Below are 20,634 nucleotides of genomic sequence, written 5' to 3' on the forward strand. Positions count from 1 at the left end.
CCCCGTCTACTCGGGCTTAGTCTGGCGGGGTGGACGGGTTCCTCAGCTGGTGGGACGGAGTCGAGCTGTGGCTCTCCGGCCTGCCGTTCGTCGCGCAGACCGCGGTGGTCATGCCGGTGGTGCTCGCCCTGGCCTACGGCATCGCCGTATTGCTCGACGGCGCGCTGGGAAACGGGATCCGGCTGCGGCGGCGGTTGCGCCGTCGCCACGGCGACGTGGCCGGAGACGACGAGGGAGGCGACGCATGAGCGGGATGCCCCGTTCGAGGGTGACGCTGGTGCTGATCGCGTTGATCGCGCTGGTGATCCTGATGTGGTTGGTCACGAGGTGAAGGGTGTTAGGCTTCGCGCCGTGCGCACGGCTTCCGGCAACAACAGCGGCCACATCGTGGCGCTCATCGCCGTGGGATTCTCCGCCGTCGCCGATGTCTGCTGTCGTCGCTGACCGCCGGCCTGTTCCCGGTCTGGTGTCGGCGCCCGCTGTGACCCAGTGCGTTCGATGACGGCTCAGCGACGACAGGGCCTTCCCGGCCTTTCTGGGCCTTTCCGGACGCGGGCTTGCACCCCGAATCCGCACGCCTGAAAGGTCATCGAATGAATCGCCCGAATGTGAAATCCGGGACGGCACGCTGGCGCACCGCCGCTGCCCTGGCGCTGTCCGCCACGGTGCTGGCCGCCTGCGGCGGTGGCGCCAGCGACGACGTGAGCGGGCCGGGCCCCGCCTCCGACGCCGAGACCACGCTCATCCTGGTCGCTTACGCCGTGTCCGAACCCGGCTGGTCGAAGGTGGCGCCGGCGTTCGCGGCCACCGAGGAGGGCAAGGGCAGCGCCGTCACCGGCTCCTACGGCGCGTCCGGAGATCAGTCCCGCGCCGTGGAGGCGGGCAAGCCGGCCGACGTCGTCAACTTCTCGGTCGAGCCCGACATGACCCGGCTGGTCGAGGCCGGCAAGGTCGACGAGAACTGGAATGCCGGAGTGACCAAGGGGATTCCGTTCGGCTCGGTGGTCAGCATCGCGGTCCGGCCGGGCAACCCGAAGAACATCAGGGACTGGAGCGATCTGCTCGAGCCGGGAATCGAGGTGATCACACCCAGCCCGCTGAGCTCGGGTTCGGCCAGGTGGAACCTGTTGGCGCCCTACGCTTGGGCGAGCAACGGTGGGCAGAATCCGCAGGCCGGAATCGATTTCGTGACCAAGCTGGTGACCGAGCACGTCAAGCTGCGGCCAGGCTCCGGCCGGGAGGCCACCGACGTGTTCCGGCAGGGCTCCGGTGATGTGCTGCTGGCCTACGAGAACGAGGCGCTGAACTTCGGCCTGGAATACGTCAACCCGCCGCAGACCTTCGAGATCCAGAACCCGGTGGCGGTGGTCAACACCAGCCGTCACCTGGAGCAGGCGATCGACTTCGTCAACTTCCAGTACACGCCGGAGGCTCAGAAGTTGTGGGCAGAGGCCAACTTCCGCCCGGTGGACCCCGCGGTGCTGGCCGAGTTCGCCGACAAGTTCCCGGCGCCGGAGAAGCTCTGGACGATCGACGATCTCGGCGGCTGGGACAAGGTCGACACCGCGCTGTTCGACAAGGACGGCGGAAGCATCACCAAGGTCTACCGGCAGGCCACCGGATGACCACGGCGGCAGCCTGATCGAACGCAGGTACGGCAGCACCGCGTTGCGGGTCGGTGCCGGCCGACGCGGCCACCCGGGCGCCGTTCACCGCGCAGATAACCCGCGGCGATGCCGAGGCGCTGGGTGTGGCCGAGGGGGACACCATTGATGTGCCCGCCACCCGGGTGCCCACGCTGCCGGGGTCAGGCCAGCGTGAGGAAGAGCTTCTCCAGCTCGTCGATGCTCATCTCACGCGGGGTGTCGTCGTTCTCGTCGGTGACCATGCACTCGCGCAGCCCGGTCGCGACGATCTTGAATCCGGCGCGGTCCAGTGCGCGGGACACCGCGGCGAGCTGGGTCACCACGTCCTTGCATTCGCGGCCCTGCTCGATCATCGAGATCACGCCGGCCAACTGTCCCTGGGCCCGGCGGAGCCGGTTGAGGACCGCGTTGATGCTCTCCTGGTCACCGACCATGATGGCTCCTTTTCGGATAGGGCTCGGGTGGGCACGATTTTACCCACGGGGGTATAACGCGCGGAACGGGCAGAAGAATCCCTTCCGGCACGACAGATACATCATGCCGCCCACCGCGGTAAGAGTGGCGCTGACCAGCCCGACGACGGGGTGGATCTCCTCGGCCAGCACCACCGACGCCATCGCCAGCACGAACCAGCCGAAGACCTGCCGTAGGGCGTCCGGGTTGACCAGCGCGGTCAGCCGGGTGCCCAGCAGGGCGCCGATCACCGCCGCCACGGTGACCATCGCCGCCAATCTCCAGTCGATCTGTCCGGTGGTCAGGTGTCCGGCCAACCCGGCGAACGAGCTCATCGCGATCACCACCAGCGATGTGCCCACCGCGACCGGCATGGTCAGCCCGGCCAACAGCGTCAGTGCCGGCACGACGAGGAACCCGCCGCCCGCCCCGACCAGGCCGGTGACCAGTCCGATCGCCAACCCCTGGGTCAGGACCCTGAGCACCGGTGTGGCGCGCGGCTCTTCGGCGACGGGCTGCGGCGGTTCGCGGCGCCCCCGCAGCATGGCGATCGACGCGGCGATCATCACCACGGCGAAGCCGACCAGCAGTGCGGGGCCGGGGACGAACTGGCTGACCAGTCCGCCCCCGTAGGCGCCCGCCATCGCCGCCGCGCCGAACACCAGCCCGGTGCGCCACGCCACCCGGCCGACCCTGGCGTGCGTGATGGCGCCGACCGCGCTGGTCACCCCGACGACCAGCAGTGACGTGGCGATCGCGTGTGCGGCGTTCAGCCCCGCGACATAGGCCAGCAGCGGCACCATCAGGATGGAGCCGCCGCCTCCCAGCAGGCCCAGCGACAGCCCTACCAGCGTGGCCAGTAGGACGGTCGCCACCACCACGGCTAGGCCAGGCCCTTGAGCATCAGGTTCCAGTACATCGCCGGCAGCCCGTACTTCTTCATGTACCAGTACGACCGGTGCGGCTTGGTCGGATCCAGAAGCGGCACAGACGGTTTGAGGTTGAAGTCGTAGTCGAACTCGGCCAGCAGCATGTCGTGCGACGACGTCACGATCGGGCACGACGCGTAGCCGTCGTAGCTCCCCGTGAGCGGGCGGCCGGCCAGGAACGCGTCGATGTTCTCGACGACCACCGGTGCCTGCTTGCGGATCGCCGCGCCGGTCTTGGAGTTCGGCGAGGAACCCGCGTCGCCGAGTGCGAACACGTTCGGATACCGCACGTGCTGCATCGTGTGCTTGTCGATCTCGACGTAGCCGCCGGCTTCCCCGGTGGACAGTGGTGAGGCCTTGATCCAGTCCGGCGCCGACTGATGCGGAACCACGTGGAGCACGTCGTAGGGCAACGTGTCGTCCTCGCCGCCCTCGGCTAAGGCGCTGAGCGTCACCTTGTGGCCGGCGGCGTCGATGGACGTCACCTCGGTGGCGGTGTGCAGGTGGATCCCGTAATCGGCGATCACCTTGTCCAGGTTGTCGGCGATGGCCGGGATGCCGAAGATGCGTGGCGTCGGTACCACCAGGTGCACGTCGATCTTGTCCAGCACACCCTGCTTGCGCCAGTAGTCGGAGGCCAGGTACGCGATCTTCTGCGGTGCCCCCGCACACTTGATGGGTCCCGAGGGCATGGTGAACACCGCGGTGCCCGACCTGAGGTTCTTGATGAACTCCCAGGTGCGCGGCGCCAGGTCGAAGCGGTAGTTCGACGACACCCCGTCGCGGCCGAGGGTGTCGGTCACGCCGTCGATGCGATCCCAGTCCAATTGGATTCCCGGACAGACCACCAGCGCGTCGTAGGAATACGTCGCCCCGTCTTCACAGGTCACCGTGTTGGTGTCCGGGGCGACGGCCGATGCGGCGTTGCGGATCCAGGTGGCGCCGTCGGGCATCACCGAGGATTCGGTCCGCTCGGTGGTGGAGGCCTTGGCCTGGCCTCCACCGACGAGCGTCCACAGCGGTTGGTAGTAGTGCACATTCGACGGCTCGATGACGGCGACGTCGCGGTGGCCCTTGCGCAGCAGCCGGGCCGCGACGGTGATGCCCGCCGTGCCGCCCCCGATGATCAGTATCTTGTGATGTTCGGTCATGACTTCTGTGTCACCTCATCCCATGCGTTGTACCCGCCCAGGATATCGCTGACGTCGCCGAACCCGCGATTGCGCAGCAGGCTGGCCGCCACCGAGGACCGGTAGCCACCGGCGCAGTACACGACCGTCGGCGCGTTGGCGTCCAGCTCGCCGATGCGGTCCGGCAGCTGGCCGACCGGGATGTTGACCGCGCCCGGGATCATGCCCGCCGCCGCCTCGCCCGGGTTGCGCACGTCGACGATCTGCAGACCGCTGACGTCGGCGGCGCGCTCACCGAATTGCTTGGCGGACAACCGGGATGCGACCTCGACCTGGTCGATGTGGGTGAACATGACCTTCTCGGGCTCGGCCAGATAGCCGATCACGTTGTCGAACCCGATGCGGGCCAACCGGTTCTTGCCCTCGAGCTCCTGGCCGTCGTCGGTCATCAGCACGATGTCGACGTCCGGCTTGACCACCGATCCGGCGAACTCGGCGTAGCGGCCCTCCAGGCCGATGTTGACCGCGCCGCGCAGGTGGCCCTGGGCGAACTCGTCGGGTCCGCGGCCGTCGACCAGGATGGCGCCACCGGCCACGGCGTCGAGCGCCTGTTGGTAGGTCATCGCTTGCGGCATCTTCGTCTCGTCGAGCAACTCGCGGTCCTTCCGGTTGAGGATCGCGTCGTAGACGAAGTAGCTCGGCGCCGGCGGCTGGCCCTCGGTGACCATCGCCATGAACGTCGGCTTGTCGGCCGCGCGCAGGGCGTAGTTCCACTCCTTCTGGTCGCCCATCGTGGACCACAGCTCGGTGGACAGGTTCTTGCCGCAGGCCGAACCGGCCCCGTGCGCCGGGTACACCCGGGTGGCGTCGGGCAGCGGCATCAGCTTGTTGTGCAGCGAGTCGTAGAGCATGTCGGCCAACTCGTCGCGGCTGAACCCGATCGAGGCCAGCAGGTCGGGCCTGCCGACGTCGCCGATGAACAGCGTGTCGCCGGTCATCACGCCGTAGGGGACCTCGTCGCCGCCGTGCTCGTAGACCACGATGCTCATCGACTCCGGGGTGTGACCGGGGGTGTGGAGGAACTTCAGCGTGACGCCGTCGGGCCCGCCCAGCGCGTAGGTCTGACCGTCGTCGACACCCATGTAGTCGAACTCGGGCTCGGCCACCGACGAGTACACGATGGTGGCGCCGGCCGCCTCGGCGAGCTCCAGGTGGCCGGACAGGAAGTCGGCGTGGAAGTGGGTCTCGATGACCAACTCGATCTTCAGACCGAGCTCTTCGGCATCGCGCAGGTACTCGGAGACGTCGCGCTGGGGGTCGACGACCACCGCGCGCTTGGATTCCTCATCGGCGATCAGGTAGGACGCATGCGACAGGCAGTCCAGGTAGTACTGGATGAACTTCATTGTTTCTGACCCTTCCCATATACCCAGTGGGGTATTCATTGGACACCACTGACGGTATACCCCCATGGGTATATCGTCAAGGCGGTGCGTGCTGTGACTTAGATCGCTGGAGACGAGGTTACGCCGCGGTGCGGGCGGTGACGACCGTGTCGAAACGGTCCAGCACCGTCTCGGCCACCTGCCGGTGTGCGCCCAGCGGCGCCGACATCGGCAGGCCGTGCGCCGACGCGAACGCCGCCACCCGGTCGGTGATGCGGCCGTGCGCCAGGAACCACGGCGCGACGACCAGCCTGGTCGCACCGCGGGCGCGCAGGCTCTCGGCGGCCTCGGCCAGTGTGGGGTGCGGGCCGGTCGCGAACGCGGTGGCGGTGGCCCACCGGGTGGTCAGCGCCAGTTCCGCGGCGACCGCACAGGTGCGGGTGTTGGCCTGTGGCCGGGTCGAACCCACCGCGGTGACCAGCACCCCGACCCGCGGGTCCAGCCGCGGCACCCCGGCCTGTTCGAGCCGCTGGCGCAACACGTGGACGAGGCGCTCGTCCTCGCCGAGCACATCGGCCTGGCGAGCGCGGGAACCGGAGTCGTCGATCATCGCGGGGATGTCGACCCTGGCGTGATAGGCGTCGGCGAGCAGCAGCGGGACGACCACCGCGCGGCCGGCGGGCACCGTCGCGAGCACGTCGCGCAGATCGGGGGTGTTCTGCTCGCAGAACGCGACCCGCGCGTCCAGGTGGGGCCGCAGCCGGCGGATGCAGTCGACCACGGCGCGCGCCGTCGCCGCCGACCGCGGGTCGGCGCTGCCGTGTGCCGTCAGGACCAACACACTCAAGAGGCGTGCAGCCCGCATTCGGTCTTGGCCTGACCCGCCCAGCGGCCGCTGCGCGGGTCGGCGCCCAGCGCCGGCTTGCTGGTGCACGGTGCGCAGCCGATCGACGGATAGCCGTCGTCGACCAGTGGGTTGACCAGGATGCCGTTGCTGTCGATGTAGTCCTGGATCTCGTCGTCGGACCACGCCGCCAGCGGGTTGACCTTCACCAGGCCGAACGCGGCATCCCAGCTGATCAGCGGCGCGTTGGCGCGGGTCGGCGACTCCACCCGGCGGATGCCGGTCACCCACGCTGAGTACCCCTGCAGTGCCTTGCCCAGCGGCTCCACCTTGCGCAGCCGGCAGCATTCGTGGGCGTTGCGCTCGAACAGGTTCTTGCCCAGCGCGACGTCCTGTTCGGCGACGGACTGCTCGGGGCGCACGTTGACGACGGTGATGTCGTAGACCGCCTCGACCGCGTCGCGGGTGCCGATCGTCTCGGCGAAGTGGTAGCCGGTGTCGAGGAACAGCACGTCCACCCCGGGGCGCACCTTGGCGGCCAGGTCGACCAGCACCGCGTCCTGCATGTTCGACGCCACGATGTAGTCGGACCCGAAATGCTTGTCGGTCCAGCGCAGCAGCTGTTCGGCCGTCGCGTCCGGGCCCAGCTCGGCCGCGCCGCGCTCGGCCAGCTCCCGCAGGTCGCTGTTCGCAACGATGTCCGTCATCTGTGCTCTCCGCTCTTCGCGCAAGCGCTCATCGCAAGTCCGCCTCGTCGGCTCGCAGCGCCCAGGTGGCGAAACGCTCGCCCTCTTCCCGTTGCTTGACGAAATTGCGCACCACACGCTCGATGTAGTCGCCGAGCTCGCTGGAGAGCACCTTGTGCTGGCGCAGTTTGCGCCCGAATCCGCTGTCCAGCCCGAGGCTGCCGCCCAGGTGCACCTGGAAGCCCTCGACGGGCCCGTCACCCTCGTCCACCATCTGCCCCTTGAAGCCGATGTCGGCGATCTGGATGCGGGCACACGAGTTCGGGCAGCCGTTGATGTTGACGGTGACCGGCACATCGAGCTGCGCGTTGATGTCGTCGAGGCGCTGCTCCAACTCCGGGACCAGCGTCTGCGCGCGCTTGCGGGTCTCGGCGAAGCTCAGCTTGCAGAACTCGATACCGCTGCAGGCCATCAGGTTCCGCCGCCAGTGCGACGGGCTCGACGGCAGGCCGAGCGCGTCCAGCCCGGCTCGCAGCTCGGCCACCTTGTCGTCGGGCACGTCCAAGATGATCAGCTTCTGGTACGGCGTGAACCGGACCCGGTCGCTGCCTGCGGCCTCGGCCAGGTCGGCGACCTTGGTCAGGATGGTGCCGGACACCCGGCCGGCGATCGGCGCGACGCCGACGGCGTTGAGCCCGTTCTTGAGTCGCTGCACGCCGACGTGGTCGATGGGCCGCACCACCGGCTCGGGCGCGGGACCGTCGATCAGCGGGCGCTTCAGGTACTCGGTCTCGAGCACCTCGCGGAACTTCTGCACGCCCCAGTCCTTGATCAGGAACTTCAGCCGGGCCTTGGACCGCAGCCGGCGGTAGCCGTAGTCGCGGAACACGCTGACCACGCCCTCCCACACGTCGGGCACCTCATCGAGCGGCACCCAGGCGCCGACCCGCTGGCCCAGCATCGGGTTCGTCGACAGCCCGCCACCGACCCACAGGTCGAAGCCGGGTCCGTGCTCGGGGTGGTTGACGCCGATGAACGCCACGTCGTTGACCTCGTGCACGACGTCCTGCAGGCCCGAGATGGCGCTCTTGAACTTGCGCGGCAGGTTGGAGTACTCCGGTTTGCCGACGTAGCGGCGGACGATCTCCTCGATGGCCGGGGTGCCGTCGATGACCTCGTCGAGCGATTCGCCGGCCAGCGGAGAGCCCAGCACGATGCGGGGGCAGTCGCCGCACGCCTCGGTGGTCTGCAGGCCGACGGCGTCGAGTCGCTTCCAGATCTCGGGCATGTCCTCGACCCGGATCCAGTGGTACTGGATGTTCTGCCGGTCGGAGATGTCGGCGGTGTCCCTGGCGAACTCGGTGGAGATCTCACCGAGCATGCGCAGCGCGGTCGCGGTCAGCGCGCCCCCGTCGCTGCGCACCCGCAGCATGAAGTACTTGGCCTCCAGCAGGTCGATGTTCTCGTCACCGGTCCAGCTGCCGTCGTAGCCCTGCTCGCGCTGGGTGTAGAGACCCCACCAGCGGAACCGGCCGCGCAGGTCACCCTTGTCGATGCTGTCGAAGCCGTTCCTGGCGTAGATGTTCTCGATGCGGGCCCGCACGTTGAGCGGGTTGTCGTCCTTCTTGGCCTGCTCGTTGGCGTTGAGCGGCTCCCGGTAGCCGAGCGCCCACTGGCCCTCGCCGCGGGGACGCTTGGCCGGCGCGGGCCGGTTCGCGGTGCCGGTGGTCCCGGATGTCTCGGTGATGGTCATAGTGGCTCCTGGTCGGAGCCGGCCGTCAGATCACGCGTGTCACCGGGAGCTGTCCGGCGGCGCAGATCCGGCGGCCAGCTGAAAGGTCAGAAAAGGGCTGGGCTATCCGTGATCCGGCGAGCAGAGCAGACAGCAACAGCTGCAAACGCGCTTGAAGTCGACATGACGGCGCGCCACCAGCGAGACCCGGCGGGGGAAGCTGTGGGCAGCAGTCACGCGGCCAATTGTGCCATGGATGGCCGCCCGACCCCAACCGGGCGGTATCTGCGCTCGCCGTGGGCCCGGGCCGCTCTGCGAGACTGGGCCGATGAGCAGCCATCCGGGCGCGGCGCCGGGTGTCGAGCTGCCCGGCCTGGCCGTGCGCCGGACCGGGCCGTTCGGCGTCTACATCCACGTGCCGTTCTGTGCCACCCGGTGCGGATACTGCGACTTCAACACCTACACCGCCGCCGAGCTCGGCGGCGCCAGCCCGGACGGCTGGCTGGCCGCACTGCGCGTCGAGCTGGGCCTGGCCGCCCGCCGGCTCGCCGACCCGCCTCCGGTCCAGACGGTCTTCGTCGGCGGTGGCACCCCGTCGCTGCTGGGCGCACCCGGCCTGGCGGCCGTCATGGACGCGTTGCGCGAGCACTTCGCGCTGGCATCGGGCGCCGAGGTCACCACCGAAGCCAACCCCGAGTCGACCTCACCGCGTTTCTTCGCGGGCCTGCGGGAGGCCGGCTACACCCGGGTGTCGCTGGGCATGCAGTCCACCGCGCCGCACGTGCTGGCGGTGCTGGACCGGGTGCACTCGCCGGGGCGGGCGGTGCGGGCCGCCGCCGAGGCCGCCGTCGAGGGTTTCGAGCACGTCAACCTCGACCTGATCTACGGCACGCCGGGGGAGAGCGACGAGGACCTGATGCGCACCGCCGAGGCCGCGGTGGGGGCCGGGGTCGACCACCTCTCGGCGTACGCCCTGATCGTCGAGGAGGGCACCGCGCTGGCCCGGCGGGTGCGCCGCGGTGAGCTCGCCGCGCCCGACGACGACGTGCTGGCCCACCGCTACGAACTGCTCGACGCCCGGCTGTGCGAGGCCGGCTTCGACTGGTACGAGGTGTCCAACTGGAGCAGGCCCGGCGGCGAGTGCCGGCACAACCTGGGTTACTGGGACGGCGGCCAGTGGTGGGGGGCGGGCCCCGGAGCGCACGGTTTCGTCGGCGCCACCCGGTGGTGGAATGTCAAGCACCCCAGCAGCTATGCCGCCGCATTGGCCGACGGCGAGCTGCCGGTCGCCGACTTCGAACACCTCGACGAGCAGACCGCCCACGTCGAGGACGTCATGCTGCGGCTACGGCTGCGCAGCGGGCTGCCCGATTCGGTTCTGACCGCCGACGAGCAGGGCCGGGCGGCGACCGCGATCGGCGACGGGCTGCTGGAGCGGGTCGGCGACCGGTTGGTGCTCACCGACCACGGCCGGCTACTGGCCGACGCGGTGGTGCGCTCGCTGCTCGGTTAGTCTCCCTCAGGGAACAGCGACCTCGTTGAGTCGGCCGGTAGCGACGTCGAAGATGAAGCCACGCAGCGACTCGTGCTTGGTGACGAACGGACTGTTCTCGATGCGGCGCAGCGACTGGCGGACATCCTCCTCGAGATCGGTGAACGACTCGGCTGCCCACTCCGGTTTGACACCGATCTCGTCCTGGATCTCGCGCTTGAACGCGTCGTCGGTGAAAGTCAGCATGCCGCAGTCGGTGTGATGGATCAGAATGATCTCCCTGGTGCCCAACAATCGCTGGCTGATGGCCAGCGAGCGGATCTCGTCGTCGGTCACGACCCCGCCCGCATTCCGGATCACATGAGCTTCACCATCTTTGAGGCCGAGGACCCGGTAGACGTCCAGTCGCGCGTCCATGCATGCCACCACGGCGACGTGCTTGCTCGGCGGCAATGGCAGCGGACCGGTGAAGCTCTTCGCGTACTCGGCGTTGTTGGCCAGGTATTCGTCGGTAACGGTCACTGATGACCTCCTCTTCTTTGATGTGCTGTGTTGCAGACGATCTGCCGGAGTGGATGGCAAAGAGCCGACGTGCCGATGAGCACCGGTGAGATCACAGCAGCGCGGCCGCCAGGCGGCGCCACTGGTCGCGGGGGAATTCCCGAGGGTCGGCGGTCAGCACCTGCACGCAGACGTGGTCGGCGCCGGCGGCGAGGTGTTCGTCGACGCGGGCCTTCACGGCAGCCTCGTCACCCCAGGCGATGATCGCGTCGAACAACCGGTCGCTGACCGAGCCGATGTCGTCGGTGCTGAAACCCATCCGAATCAGGTTGTTGGCGTAGTTCGGCATCGCCAGATAGGACCCCAACCAGGGTGTTCCGATCGCGCGCGCCTGCTCGCGATCGTCGGCCAGCAGCACCGACTGCTCGGGCAGCAGCAGCGGCCCCGCCCCCAGCACCTCGCGGGCGCCGCGGGTGTGCTCGGGGGTGGTCAGGTACGGGTGGGCGCCGCGGGCCCGGGCGGCCGACAGCTGCAGCATCTTCGGCCCGAGTGCGGCCAGCACCCGGTTGGCGACCGGGACCGGCTGCGGCGCGGCGTCGATGCCGTCGAGGAACGCCGCGGTCGCGGCCATCGGTTTGCGGTAGCGGCCGGGCTCCCTCGCGTCGATCAGCGGCGCGTGGCTGACGCCTATGCCGAGCAGGAACCGCTGACCGTGACTCTGCGTGAGCGCGGCGTAACGGGCCGCCACGTCGGCGGGTTCATGCATCCAGAGGTTCAGGATGCCGGTGGCGATCACGGTCCGACGGGTGGCCGTCAACAGGTTGTCCACCGAGTCGAGCACCGGACCACCGACGTCGGGAATCCACAACGCGGTGAACCCGAGCTCGTCGAGTTCGGCCGCCGCCTCGGCCGCCTCACCCGGATTTCCATAGCGCAACTGCGAGCTCCACAGACCGACCCCGGACAAATCCATGTGTCCACTCATACCGTGTGGCGGTGCCGGGGCGCTACGGTCGTGCGCATGGCCTTCGACCCCGGCGCCGTGTGCAGAGCTTTCTCCCAGCATCGCTACGACGAAGCGCTCGGCCATCTGGCCGGCAACGTCAAATGGACGATCGTCGGATACATGGTGCTCGAGGGCGCCGATGCGGTGACCCGCACGTGTCGGGAGACCCAGGAGAGCCTTGCCGGCGCCTCGGTGGAGCTCGACCGGTGCGTCACCGTGACCGGCGCCGACAGCGTCGCGGTCGACATGGTGGTCCGATACGTCAACGAGGATGGGGTGACGGCCGTCGCCACCTGCGGCATCTACGAGTTCCGCGACGACCAGATCGTGGAGATCACGTCCTACGCCGTGCAGATCTCACCGGGCGATGCGGGCGCGCAGCCGCCCCCGCTCGGCTCGATGTAGCTGCGGACCGATCTACAGGGTCGCGTTTATCGGGCCGAGCAATTGACAGTCGGGCGCGGGTTCCTGGCCTATCCACCTGCCGCATCCCCGCCCGGTCGCCGAGTAGGTGGTGCCCGGCACGTACGGCGACATGAAGACGTGCGCGGTGTCTGCGCCACCGGCCTGGTTGCAGACGGTGCGCGAGGTGTCGCCATAGAACTGCAGGCAGGCGATGCTGCGGTACGGGGCCGCGGGTGGGCCACAGTCGGCGGGCATCACCGTCGCGGTCACCACGGTGGTCCCGTCGGCCTGGACCAACTGCGGTGCAGACAGCGTGAACGTGCACGGCGGTGGTGGCCCGGCGTGGGTGACCGCAGCCGTCACGAGGCTCGCCGGCGCGAGAGTCAGTGCTGCCCACAGTGCCAGAACGGCCCGCATCATGCCGAGATCCTATCGACAGCGACGGTGCGGCGACCGCGAAACGGCCCACGACGGCTATGGGCGGCCAGCACCGACCAAACGGCGGACTTGATGCACTGATCCGGTGGCCGGGACGACGGCCACACCACATCGGTGAAAGGTGGAACCCAGGGATCAGTACGCGTTGGTGCCGAAGTCCATGTCGAACACCCGCGCATGCAGCACGGTGCGGTTGCGCAGCGCCGCCCGCACGGCCCGGTGCAGGCCGTCCTCGAGGTAGACGTTGCCGCGCCACCTCACCGCGTGCGGGAACAGGTCGCCGTAGAACGTGGAGTCCTCGGAGAGCAGCCGGTCCAGGGCCAGCACGGTGGTGGTCATCACCAACTCGTCGAGCCGGATCTGACGCGGCGGAATCTGGGCCCATTGCCGGTGCGACAACCCGTGGTCCGGGTAGGGCCTGCCGTCGCGGACTCCCTTGAAGATCATCGGCGCGCCTTCATCTGCCCAGTGTCCCCGCAACAACTGGTGTGGTCTGCAAGGTTAACCCGGCCGGACCGGCGTCGCCCCGGGTCGCTCAGATCATGACGGCGCGGCTCCGCACCGTAAAATGGGCAGACCGGGCCGTCAGGAAAGGATGGGTGAACAGTGGGCAGCGCCGACGATCGTCGTTTCGAGGTGCTGCGCGCCATCGTCGCCGACTTCGTCGCGACGAAGGAACCCATCGGATCCAAGACCCTGGTCGAACGGCACAACCTGGGCGTGTCCAGCGCGACGGTGCGCAACGACATGGCCGTGCTCGAGGCCGAGGGCTACATCACCCAACCGCACACCAGCTCCGGGCGGGTCCCGACGGAGAAGGGCTATCGCGAGTTCGTCGACCGGATCGACGACGTCAAACCCATGTCGGGCGCCGAGCGGCGCGCGATCCTGACCTTCCTGGAGTCCGGCGTCGACCTCGACGACGTGCTGCGGCGCGCGGTGCGCCTGCTCGCGCAGCTCACCCGGCAGGTCGCCGTCGTGCAGTACCCGACCCTGTCGACGTCGTCGGTGCGCCGCCTCGAGGTGGTGGCGCTGACACCGGCACGGTTGCTGATGGTCGTCATCACCGACTCCGGCCGTGTCGATCAGCGCATCGTCGAGTTGGGCGACCCGATCGACGAGGTGGGGCTGTCGCAGCTGCGCGATCTGCTGGGCCAGGCGCTGGAGGGCAAGCCGCTGGCCGCGGCCTCGATCGCGGTGTCGGACCTCGCGGCGCACCTCAACGGCGACGGCCCGCTGTCCGACGCGGTGGGTCGATCGGCGACGGTGCTGGTGGAATCGCTGGTCGAGCACAGCGAGGAGCGCCTGCTGCTGGGCGGCACCGCGAACCTGACGCACAACACCGCTGACTTCGGCGGCTCGCTGCGCTCGGTGCTCGAGGCGCTGGAGGAGCAGGTGGTGGTGCTGCGCCTGCTGGCCAAGCAGCAGGAGGCGGGCAAGGTGACCGTCCGCATCGGCCACGAGACCGAGGCCGAGCAGATGGCGGGTACGTCGGTGATCAGCACCGCATACGGCAGTTCGGGCAAGGTTTTCGGCGGCATGGGTGTGTTGGGTCCCACACGGATGGACTATCCGGGAACCATCGCCAACGTCGCAGCGGTTGCTCTCTATATTGGCGAAGTCTTAGGTAACCGCTGATCCACGGGCCCGGAGGGGCCCGGCGGCTGGAGCGGGTGGGAAGGTTGAGCGTGGCACGCGACTATTACGGGTTGCTCGGGGTGAGCAACGGCGCAAGTGACTCGGAGATCAAACGCGCCTACCGCAAGCTCGCCCGCGAGCTGCATCCCGATGTCAACCCCGACGAGGAGGCCCAGGTCCGCTTCCAGGAGATCAGCGTCGCCTACGAGGTGCTCAGCGATCCGGAGAAGCGGCGCATCGTCGACATGGGCGGCGACCCGATGGAGACCGCCGGGGCCGGCGGCGGATTCAGCGGCTTCGGTGGTCTCGGTGACGTGTTCGAGGCCTTCTTCGGCAGCGGCACCGGCTCCCGGGGCCCGATCGGCCGGGTGCGGCCCGGGTCGGATTCGCTGCTGCGCATGCGGTTGACCCTCGAGGAGTGCGCGACCGGCGTGACCAAGCAGGTCACCGTCGACACCGCCGTGCTCTGCGACCTGTGTCAGGGCAAGGGCACCAACGGCAACTCCACCCCGGTGACCTGTGACACCTGCGGTGGGCGCGGCGAGATCCAGGCGGTCCAGCGCTCCCTGCTGGGCCAGGTGATGACGTCGCGTCCGTGCCCGGTGTGCGGCGGCATCGGCGAGGTGATCCCGGATCCGTGCAACCGGTGCGCCGGCGACGGCAGGGTCCGGGCCCGCCGCGAGATCAGCGTCAAGATCCCCGCCGGTGTCGGCGACGGCATGCGGGTGCGGCTGGCGGCCCAGGGCGAGGTCGGGCCGGGCGGCGGACCCGCCGGGGACCTGTACGTGGAGGTGCACGAGCAGGCCCACGAGGTGTTCGTCCGCGACGGTGACGACCTGCACTGCACGGTCTCGGTGCCGATGGTCGACGCCGCGCTGGGCACCACGGTCACCGTCGAGGCGATCCTGGACGGCGAGATCGAACTGACCGTGGCCGCGGGCACCCAGCCCGGGGCGGTGTCCACGCTGCGCGGTCACGGAATGCCGCACCTGCGCTCCGGGGTGCGCGGCGACCTGCACGCGCACATCGACGTCGTCGTGCCGTCGCGACTCGACCACGAGGACATCGAGTTGCTGCAGGCCTTGCGGGAGCGCAGTCGCGACACCGCCGAGGTGCGCACCGTCCGGAGCAATCATTCCTCGAGCGGCGGGGGTGGCCTGTTCTCCCGGCTGCGCGAGACGTTCACCGGTCGCTAGTGTGCGCACCCTGTTCTACGTCGACGTCCTGCCCGGACCGGGGGAGTTGGCCGTCGTCGACGGGGACGAGGGCTTCCACGCCGCCAACGTGCGGCGTATCCGGCCGGGCGAGCAGCTCGATCTCGGCGACGGCGCGGGGGCGGTGGCGCACTGCCGGGTCGAGGACGTCGCCAAGGGGCGGTTGACGGCCCGGGTGCTGGACCGCCGGGTGGTGCCGCCGCCGACACCGACGGTGACGGTGGTGCAGGCGCTGCCGAAGTCGGAGCGCTCCGAACTGGCGATCGAGCTGGCCACCGAGGCCGGCGCCGACACATTCGTGCCCTGGCAGGCGACGCGCTGCGTGGCCCGCTGGGACGGGGCGGCCAGGGTGGACAAGGGTCTGCGCCGGTGGGGCGCGGTCGCCCGGTCGGCGGCCCGGCAGTCCCGGCGGCCACATGTGCCCGCCGTCGACGGGGTGGTGTCGACCGGGCAGCTGATCGAGGTGGTCGCCGCCGCCCGCGCCGACCCGGTGCTGGTGCTGCACGAGTCGGCCACGGTGCGGCTGACCGAGATGGGGTTCACCGGGGCGGCATCGGTGATGCTGGTGGTCGGTCCCGAGGGCGGCATCGCCGACGACGAGATCGCCGCGCTGACCGGCGCGGGTGCCGTCGCGGTCCGGCTCGGGCCGACGGTGCTGCGCACGTCCACCGCCGCGGCCGTCGCGCTCGGTGCGCTGGGCGCGCTCACCCCCCGGTGGGATGACCCCGAATTGCCATTGGGAGGTGGCGGTGGACGACGCTAAACTGGGAATTCGGCACCGATGGAACCCAGAAAGCAGGCAGAAAACACCACGTGACGCCCAGCGAGACGAACGCCGCCTCGGACGCAGTTGAACCGTCGGTCCGCAGCAGCATTACAGTTCCGCCCGACCTCGTCGTGGATCTGCTCGGGTCCTCCGACGAGAACCTGCGCGCCCTGGAGCGCCTGCTCGCCGCCGATATCCACGCCCGCGGAAACGCGATCACCTTGTCGGGAGAACCCGCGGATGTCGCGCTGGCCGAGCGGGTGGTCTCCGAGCTGATCGAGGTCGTGGCCGGCGGGCAGACGCTGAGCCCCGACGCGGTGCGCCACAGCGTGGCGATGCTGACCGGGGCCGGCGACGCGTCGCCGGCCGAGGTGCTGACGCTGGACATCCTGTCCCGGCGCGGCAAGACGATCCGGCCCAAGACGCTGAACCAGAAGCGCTACGTCGATGCGATCGACGAGCACACCATCGTGTTCGGCATCGGCCCGGCCGGCACCGGCAAGACGTACCTGGCGATGGCCAAGGCCGTCAGCGCGCTGCAGGCCAAACAGGTCAGCCGGATCATCCTGACCCGTCCCGCGGTGGAAGCCGGTGAGCGCCTTGGCTTTCTGCCGGGCACGCTGAGCGAGAAGATCGACCCGTACCTGCGCCCGCTCTACGACGCGCTGCACGACATGATGGATCCCGAGCTGATCCCGAAGCTGATGAGCGCCGGGGTGATCGAGGTCGCGCCGCTGGCATACATGCGGGGCAGAAATCTGAACGATTCGTTCATCATCCTCGACGAGGCGCAGAACACCACGGGTGAGCAGATGAAGATGTTCCTGACCCGCCTGGGCTTCGGCTCCAAAATGGTTGTGACAGGTGATGTCACGCAGGTCGACCTGCCGGGCGGTGCTCCATCCGGACTGAACAACGCGATGCGTGTTCTGGGTGATGTCGACGACATTCACTTCGCCGAGCTCACCAGCGCCGACGTGGTGCGCCACCGGCTGGTGTCCGAGATCGTGGACGCCTACGCGAGATCCGAGGAGCCGGCCCTGATGAACCGCGCCCAGCGGCGTGCGTCCACGACGTCGAATCGGCCGAGGCGGTAACGGACAGCCATGACTATCGAGGTGTCCAACGAGTCGGGCATCGACGTCTCCGAACAGGAGCTGATCAGCGTCGCCCGGTTCGTCATCCGCAAGATGGACGTCAACCCCGCCGCCGAGCTGTCGATGGTGCTGCTCGACTCCTCGGCGATGGCCGACCTGCACATGCGCTGGATGGACCTGCCCGGCCCGACCGACGTGATGAGTTTCCCGATGGACGAGCTGGAACCCGGCGGGCGGCCCGACGCCCCCGAGTCCGGCCCGTCGATGCTCGGCGACATCGTGTTGTGTCCGGAGTTCGCCGCCAAGCAGGCCGCCGACGCCGGGCACTCGCTCGGCCAGGAACTGGCCCTGCTCACCGTGCACGGCGTGCTGCACCTGCTGGGTTACGACCACGCCGAACCCGACGAGGAAAAAGAGATGTTCGCGCTGCAGCGCGAGTTGCTCGAGGAGTGGGTGGCCGAGCAGGTCGAGGCCTACCACCAGGACCGGCAGACCGAGAAGGACCGCAGGCTGCTGGACAAGTCCCAGTACTTCGACGAACCGTGAGCGGCACCGGACAACTGATCGGGGCCGTCGTGCTGGTGGCCTTCGCGGGGCTGTTCGCCGCCATCGACGCCGCGCTGAGCACCGTGTCGATGGCGCGCGTCGAGGAGCTGGTTCGCGAGGAGCGACCCGGCGCGGTGCGGCTGTCGCGGGTGATGGTCGAAAGGCCGCGCTACATCAATCTGATCGTGCTGCTGCGCATCACCTGCGAGGTCAGCGCGACGGTGCTGCTGGCCGCCTACCTGGACGGGCACCTCGGCGTCACGTGGGGGCTGGTGGTGGCCGCCGCGATCATGGTGGTCGTCAGCTTCGTCGCGATCGGTGTCGGCCCGCGCACCGTCGGCAGGCAGAACGCGTACACCATCGCGCTGCTGACCGCTCTTCCGCTGCAGGCGATCTCGGTGCTGCTGCTGCCGGTCAGCCGCCTGCTGGTGTTGATCGGTAACGCGCTGACCCCGGGCCGCGGGTTCCGCAACGGCCCGTTCGCCTCCGAGATCGAGCTGCGCGAGGTCGTCGACCTGGCCCAGCAGCGCGGCGTGGTGGCCGACGAGGAGCGCCGGATGATCCAGTCGGTGTTCGAACTCGGCGACACGCCGGCCCGTGAGGTCATGGTGCCGCGCACCGAGATGGTGTGGATCGAGCACGACAAGACAGCGGGGCAGGCGACCTCGTTGGCGGTGCGCAGCGGTCACTCACGGATCCCGGTGATCGGCGAGAACGTCGACGACGTCGTCGGCGTCGTCTACTTGAAGGACCTGGTGCAGCGGACCTACTACTCGGACAACGGCGGTCACGACACCACTGTCTCGGAGGTGATGCGGCCGGCCGCGTTCGTCCCGGACTCCAAGCCGCTGGACGCCCTGTTGCGCGACATGCAGCGCGACCGGGTGCACATGGTGCTGCTGGTCGACGAATACGGTGCGATCGCGGGCCTGGTCACGATCGAGGACGTGCTGGAGGAGATCGTCGGGGAGATCGCCGACGAATACGACGTCGACGAGGTCGCCCCGGTGGAGGAGTTGGGGGACAACCACTACCGGGTGTCGGCGCGACTGCCGATCGAAGACCTCGGCGAGCTCTACGACGTGGAGTTCGACGAGGACCTGGATGTCGATACGGTCGGGGGCCTGCTGGCGCTCGAGCTGGGCCGGGTCCCGCTTCCCGGCGCCGAGGTCCTGTGGGACGGCCTGCTGCTGCGTGCCGAGGGCGGCCCGGACCCGAAGGGGCGGGTGCGGATCGGTACGGTGCTGGTCAGCCCCGTCGAGCCCGAGTCCGACGGTGACGCCGACGGACGGGAGGGACGATGACCAGCGCGCTGGACGCCGAGGACACCAAGCTGGTGGTGCTGGCCCGCGGCGCGATGGCCCGGGCCGAGGCCACCAGCGGCGCCGCCGTCCGCGACACCGACGGCCGGACCTACGCCGGCGCCCCGGTGGTGCTGGCGGCGCTGCAACTGACCGCGCTGCAGGCCGCGGTCGCGGCCGCGGTGTCCAGCGGGGCGGCCGGGCTGGAGGCCGCGGTCCTCGTCGGTGGCACGGCCGACGACCGCGGCGTCGCGGCGGTGCGAGAGCTGTCCGCCGGCACCTCGGATCCCGTCATCATCGTCACCGACCGGGCCGGTACGCCGCTATGAGAACCGCGAGTGTGCAGTCACTGCGAGATTCCGGGCCGAATATCGCGCTCAGCTCACACCCGGCGAGTGGTCGGGTGCCCAGCTCACACCCGGCGAGCGGCCGGGTGCCCAGCTCACACCCGGCGGGCAGCCGGTGACCGACCCGGCCGAGTTCCGTTCCGGCTTCGTCTGTTTCGTCGGGCGGCCGAACACCGGCAAGTCCACGCTGACCAACGCACTAGTGGGGTCGAAGGTCGCGATCACGTCCAACCGCCCCCAGACCACCCGCCACACCATCCGCGGCATCGTGCACCGCGACGATTTCCAGATCGTGCTGGTGGACACGCCCGGTCTGCACCGCCCGCGCACCCTGCTCGGGCAGCGGCTCAACGATCTGGTCAAGGACACCTACTCCGAGGTCGACGTCATCGGGCTGTGCGTTCCGGCCGACGAGAAGATCGGGCCGGGCGACCGCTGGATCTACGAGCAGATCCGTGCCGTTGCGCCGCGAACCACGCTGATCGCCATCGTCACCAAGACCGACAAGGTGAGCCGGGACCGCGTCGCCGAGCAGTTGCTGGCGGTCAGCGAGCTGGTCGGGCCCGACACCGAGATCGTCCCGGTCTCCGCCACGTCGGGCGCCCAGCTCGACGTGCTCGTCGACGTTCTGGTCGCCCAGCTTCCGCCGGGTCCGGCGTTCTACCCCGACGGGGAGCTCACCGACGAGCCCGAAGAGGTACTGATGGCCGAGCTGATCCGCGAGGCCGCCCTGGAGGGGGTGCGCGACGAGCTGCCGCACTCGCTGGCGGTGGTGATCGAGGACGTCGAACCCCGACCCGACCGTGACGATCTGATCGATGTGCACGCGATCCTCTACGTCGAACGCGACTCGCAGAAAGGCATCGTGATCGGCAAGGGCGGCGCGCGGCTGCGCGAGGTGGGCACGGTGGCGCGCACCCAGATCGAGAAGCTGCTGGGTACCAAGGTCTATCTGGACCTGCGGGTGAAGATCGCCAAGAACTGGCAGCGTGACCCCAAGCAGCTCGGCCGTCTGGGTTTCTAGGCGGAGCGCACCGAATCCGCCTGACCGGGCACGGCTGCGCCCTACCCTGTGGGA

Annotated in this window: 25 protein-coding genes and 1 pseudogene; 14 read left to right on the plus strand and 12 right to left on the minus strand. The window is 69.2% G+C overall.

What is annotated here, in order from left to right; translation table 11 throughout:
- The first annotated feature begins 29 nt into the window (after positions 1 to 29).
- From JDV09_RS05105 to JDV09_RS26555, 4 genes and pseudogenes are all read left to right on the plus strand, one after another.
- The gene (locus tag JDV09_RS05105) at positions 30 to 248 is read left to right on the plus strand and encodes a hypothetical protein (protein WP_221368021.1); all 219 of its coding nucleotides are present in this window, start codon (positions 30 to 32) and stop codon (positions 246 to 248) included.
- Positions 249 to 351: 103 nt separating this feature from the next.
- Positions 352 to 444: an Ms4533A family Cys-rich leader peptide gene (locus tag JDV09_RS27395; protein ID WP_372452845.1), complete on the plus strand. Its 93-nt coding sequence runs from the start codon at positions 352 to 354 to the stop codon at positions 442 to 444.
- Positions 445 to 593: 149 nt separating this feature from the next.
- On the plus strand, positions 594 to 1,625 hold the full coding sequence (locus JDV09_RS05110; protein ID WP_221368022.1) for a sulfate ABC transporter substrate-binding protein: 1,032 nt from the start codon (positions 594 to 596) through the stop codon (positions 1,623 to 1,625).
- Positions 1,626 to 1,687: 62 nt separating this feature from the next.
- Positions 1,688 to 1,807: pseudogene (locus tag JDV09_RS26555) on the plus strand (sulfate/molybdate ABC transporter ATP-binding protein); the annotation flags it as partial.
- Here JDV09_RS26555 and JDV09_RS05115 read toward each other — a convergent pair.
- The 8 genes from JDV09_RS05115 to JDV09_RS27400 all read right to left on the minus strand — a co-directional run bounded on the left by JDV09_RS05115 (position 1,808) and on the right by JDV09_RS27400 (position 9,042).
- The gene (locus JDV09_RS05115) at positions 1,808 to 2,080 is read right to left on the minus strand and encodes a metal-sensitive transcriptional regulator (protein ID WP_221368023.1); all 273 of its coding nucleotides are present in this window, start codon (positions 2,078 to 2,080) and stop codon (positions 1,808 to 1,810) included.
- Positions 2,081 to 2,119: 39 nt separating this feature from the next.
- Positions 2,120 to 2,980: a sulfite exporter TauE/SafE family protein gene (locus JDV09_RS05120; protein ID WP_221368024.1), complete on the minus strand. Its 861-nt coding sequence runs from the start codon at positions 2,978 to 2,980 to the stop codon at positions 2,120 to 2,122.
- Between the two features lie 2 nt (positions 2,981 to 2,982).
- A complete protein-coding gene (locus JDV09_RS05125) occupies positions 2,983 to 4,179 on the minus strand; it encodes an NAD(P)/FAD-dependent oxidoreductase (protein ID WP_221368025.1) in 1,197 nt (398 codons plus the stop codon).
- The gene (locus JDV09_RS05130; RefSeq protein ID WP_221368026.1) at positions 4,176 to 5,564 is read right to left on the minus strand and encodes an MBL fold metallo-hydrolase; all 1,389 of its coding nucleotides are present in this window, start codon (positions 5,562 to 5,564) and stop codon (positions 4,176 to 4,178) included. Before JDV09_RS05130 ends, JDV09_RS05125 begins: the two co-directional genes overlap by 4 nt.
- A 118-nt stretch (positions 5,565 to 5,682) precedes the next feature.
- Entirely contained in the window at positions 5,683 to 6,408 is a 726-nt protein-coding gene (locus tag JDV09_RS05135) for a sirohydrochlorin chelatase (protein WP_221368027.1), read from the minus strand.
- Positions 6,387 to 7,094: a phosphoadenylyl-sulfate reductase gene (locus tag JDV09_RS05140; protein ID WP_221368028.1), complete on the minus strand. Its 708-nt coding sequence runs from the start codon at positions 7,092 to 7,094 to the stop codon at positions 6,387 to 6,389. Before JDV09_RS05140 ends, JDV09_RS05135 begins: the two co-directional genes overlap by 22 nt.
- Positions 7,095 to 7,122: 28 nt before the next feature.
- Positions 7,123 to 8,826 (minus strand): nitrite/sulfite reductase, encoded by a 1,704-nt coding sequence (locus JDV09_RS05145; RefSeq protein WP_221368029.1) that lies wholly within the window; start codon positions 8,824 to 8,826, stop codon positions 7,123 to 7,125.
- A gap of 102 nt (positions 8,827 to 8,928) precedes the next feature.
- Complete coding sequence (locus JDV09_RS27400; RefSeq protein WP_372452846.1) at positions 8,929 to 9,042, minus strand: Ms4527A family Cys-rich leader peptide; 114 nt, start codon at positions 9,040 to 9,042, stop codon at positions 8,929 to 8,931.
- A gap of 91 nt (positions 9,043 to 9,133) precedes the next feature.
- Between JDV09_RS27400 and hemW the strand changes: the two genes are divergently transcribed.
- Positions 9,134 to 10,318, plus strand: coding sequence for a radical SAM family heme chaperone HemW (gene hemW / locus JDV09_RS05150; protein ID WP_221368030.1), 1,185 nt, complete (start codon positions 9,134 to 9,136; stop codon positions 10,316 to 10,318).
- Positions 10,319 to 10,324: 6 nt separating this feature from the next.
- Here the strand turns inward: hemW and JDV09_RS05155 are convergent, their stop codons facing one another.
- Positions 10,325 to 10,819, minus strand: coding sequence for a beta-class carbonic anhydrase (locus tag JDV09_RS05155; RefSeq protein WP_221368031.1), 495 nt, complete (start codon positions 10,817 to 10,819; stop codon positions 10,325 to 10,327).
- A gap of 91 nt (positions 10,820 to 10,910) precedes the next feature.
- Positions 10,911 to 11,771 carry an LLM class F420-dependent oxidoreductase gene (locus tag JDV09_RS05160; protein ID WP_221368032.1) on the minus strand — a complete coding sequence of 287 codons (861 nt, stop codon included), beginning with the start codon at positions 11,769 to 11,771 and terminating at the stop codon, positions 10,911 to 10,913.
- A 48-nt stretch (positions 11,772 to 11,819) separates the two neighbouring features.
- Here JDV09_RS05160 and JDV09_RS05165 point away from each other — a divergent pair, with 48 nt between their 5' ends.
- A complete protein-coding gene (locus tag JDV09_RS05165; protein ID WP_221368033.1) occupies positions 11,820 to 12,209 on the plus strand; it encodes a nuclear transport factor 2 family protein in 390 nt (129 codons plus the stop codon).
- 12 nt (positions 12,210 to 12,221) lie between these two features.
- Here the strand turns inward: JDV09_RS05165 and JDV09_RS05170 are convergent, their stop codons facing one another.
- Both JDV09_RS05170 and JDV09_RS05175 read right to left on the minus strand, forming a co-directional pair.
- On the minus strand, positions 12,222 to 12,629 hold the full coding sequence (locus tag JDV09_RS05170; RefSeq protein WP_221368034.1) for a hypothetical protein: 408 nt from the start codon (positions 12,627 to 12,629) through the stop codon (positions 12,222 to 12,224).
- A gap of 153 nt (positions 12,630 to 12,782) precedes the next feature.
- On the minus strand, positions 12,783 to 13,094 hold the full coding sequence (locus tag JDV09_RS05175) for a type II toxin-antitoxin system VapB family antitoxin (protein WP_221368035.1): 312 nt from the start codon (positions 13,092 to 13,094) through the stop codon (positions 12,783 to 12,785).
- Positions 13,095 to 13,253: 159 nt separating this feature from the next.
- On the opposite strand from JDV09_RS05175, the gene hrcA reads away from it, so the two are divergent.
- The 8 genes from hrcA to era all read left to right on the plus strand — a co-directional run bounded on the left by hrcA (position 13,254) and on the right by era (position 20,580).
- A complete protein-coding gene (hrcA, locus tag JDV09_RS05180; RefSeq protein WP_221368036.1) occupies positions 13,254 to 14,285 on the plus strand; it encodes a heat-inducible transcriptional repressor HrcA in 1,032 nt (343 codons plus the stop codon).
- Between the two features lie 50 nt (positions 14,286 to 14,335).
- Positions 14,336 to 15,481: a molecular chaperone DnaJ gene (dnaJ, locus tag JDV09_RS05185; RefSeq protein ID WP_221368037.1), complete on the plus strand. Its 1,146-nt coding sequence runs from the start codon at positions 14,336 to 14,338 to the stop codon at positions 15,479 to 15,481.
- A gap of 1 nt (position 15,482) precedes the next feature.
- Positions 15,483 to 16,262 (plus strand): 16S rRNA (uracil(1498)-N(3))-methyltransferase, encoded by a 780-nt coding sequence (locus JDV09_RS05190; protein ID WP_221368038.1) that lies wholly within the window; start codon positions 15,483 to 15,485, stop codon positions 16,260 to 16,262.
- A 50-nt stretch (positions 16,263 to 16,312) separates the two neighbouring features.
- On the plus strand, positions 16,313 to 17,362 hold the full coding sequence (locus JDV09_RS05195; protein WP_221368039.1) for a PhoH family protein: 1,050 nt from the start codon (positions 16,313 to 16,315) through the stop codon (positions 17,360 to 17,362).
- 9 nt (positions 17,363 to 17,371) lie between these two features.
- Positions 17,372 to 17,908, plus strand: coding sequence for an rRNA maturation RNase YbeY (ybeY, locus tag JDV09_RS05200; protein WP_221368040.1), 537 nt, complete (start codon positions 17,372 to 17,374; stop codon positions 17,906 to 17,908).
- Positions 17,905 to 19,212, plus strand: a complete 1,308-nt coding sequence (locus tag JDV09_RS05205) for a hemolysin family protein (protein ID WP_221368041.1) — start codon at positions 17,905 to 17,907, stop codon at positions 19,210 to 19,212. Before ybeY ends, JDV09_RS05205 begins: the two co-directional genes overlap by 4 nt.
- Positions 19,209 to 19,538, plus strand: coding sequence for a cytidine deaminase-like protein (locus tag JDV09_RS05210; RefSeq protein WP_221368042.1), 330 nt, complete (start codon positions 19,209 to 19,211; stop codon positions 19,536 to 19,538). The genes JDV09_RS05205 and JDV09_RS05210 overlap by 4 nt, the downstream gene beginning before the upstream one ends.
- 133 nt (positions 19,539 to 19,671) lie before the next feature.
- Positions 19,672 to 20,580 (plus strand): GTPase Era, encoded by a 909-nt coding sequence (era, locus tag JDV09_RS05215; RefSeq protein ID WP_221368043.1) that lies wholly within the window; start codon positions 19,672 to 19,674, stop codon positions 20,578 to 20,580.
- Positions 20,581 to 20,634: the final 54 nt, after the last annotated feature.

Origin of the sequence: Mycolicibacterium xanthum, from assembly GCF_019710635.1 — a bacterium.
GTDB classification, from domain to species: Bacteria; Actinomycetota; Actinomycetes; order Mycobacteriales; family Mycobacteriaceae; genus Mycobacterium; species Mycobacterium xanthum.

Bases quoted from the DNA above. Each gene is read 5' to 3' on its own strand.
- JDV09_RS05110 (WP_221368022.1), top strand. From the start codon at position 594: ATGAATCGCCCGAATGTGAAATCCGGGACGGCACGCTGGCGCACCGCC.
- JDV09_RS05115 (WP_221368023.1), bottom strand. From the start codon at position 2,080: ATGGTCGGTGACCAGGAGAGCATCAACGCGGTCCTCAACCGGCTCCGC.
- JDV09_RS05125 (WP_221368025.1), bottom strand. From the start codon at position 4,179: ATGACCGAACATCACAAGATACTGATCATCGGGGGCGGCACGGCGGGC.
- JDV09_RS05130 (WP_221368026.1), bottom strand. From the start codon at position 5,564: ATGAAGTTCATCCAGTACTACCTGGACTGCCTGTCGCATGCGTCCTAC.
- JDV09_RS05135 (WP_221368027.1), bottom strand. From the start codon at position 6,408: ATGCGGGCTGCACGCCTCTTGAGTGTGTTGGTCCTGACGGCACACGGC.
- JDV09_RS05140 (WP_221368028.1), bottom strand. From the start codon at position 7,094: ATGACGGACATCGTTGCGAACAGCGACCTGCGGGAGCTGGCCGAGCGC.
- JDV09_RS05145 (WP_221368029.1), bottom strand. From the start codon at position 8,826: ATGACCATCACCGAGACATCCGGGACCACCGGCACCGCGAACCGGCCC.
- hemW (WP_221368030.1), top strand. From the start codon at position 9,134: ATGAGCAGCCATCCGGGCGCGGCGCCGGGTGTCGAGCTGCCCGGCCTG.
- JDV09_RS05160 (WP_221368032.1), bottom strand. From the start codon at position 11,771: ATGGATTTGTCCGGGGTCGGTCTGTGGAGCTCGCAGTTGCGCTATGGA.
- JDV09_RS05165 (WP_221368033.1), top strand. From the start codon at position 11,820: ATGGCCTTCGACCCCGGCGCCGTGTGCAGAGCTTTCTCCCAGCATCGC.
- JDV09_RS05170 (WP_221368034.1), bottom strand. From the start codon at position 12,629: ATGATGCGGGCCGTTCTGGCACTGTGGGCAGCACTGACTCTCGCGCCG.
- JDV09_RS05175 (WP_221368035.1), bottom strand. From the start codon at position 13,094: ATGATCTTCAAGGGAGTCCGCGACGGCAGGCCCTACCCGGACCACGGG.
- ybeY (WP_221368040.1), top strand. From the start codon at position 17,372: ATGACTATCGAGGTGTCCAACGAGTCGGGCATCGACGTCTCCGAACAG.
- JDV09_RS05210 (WP_221368042.1), top strand. From the start codon at position 19,209: ATGACCAGCGCGCTGGACGCCGAGGACACCAAGCTGGTGGTGCTGGCC.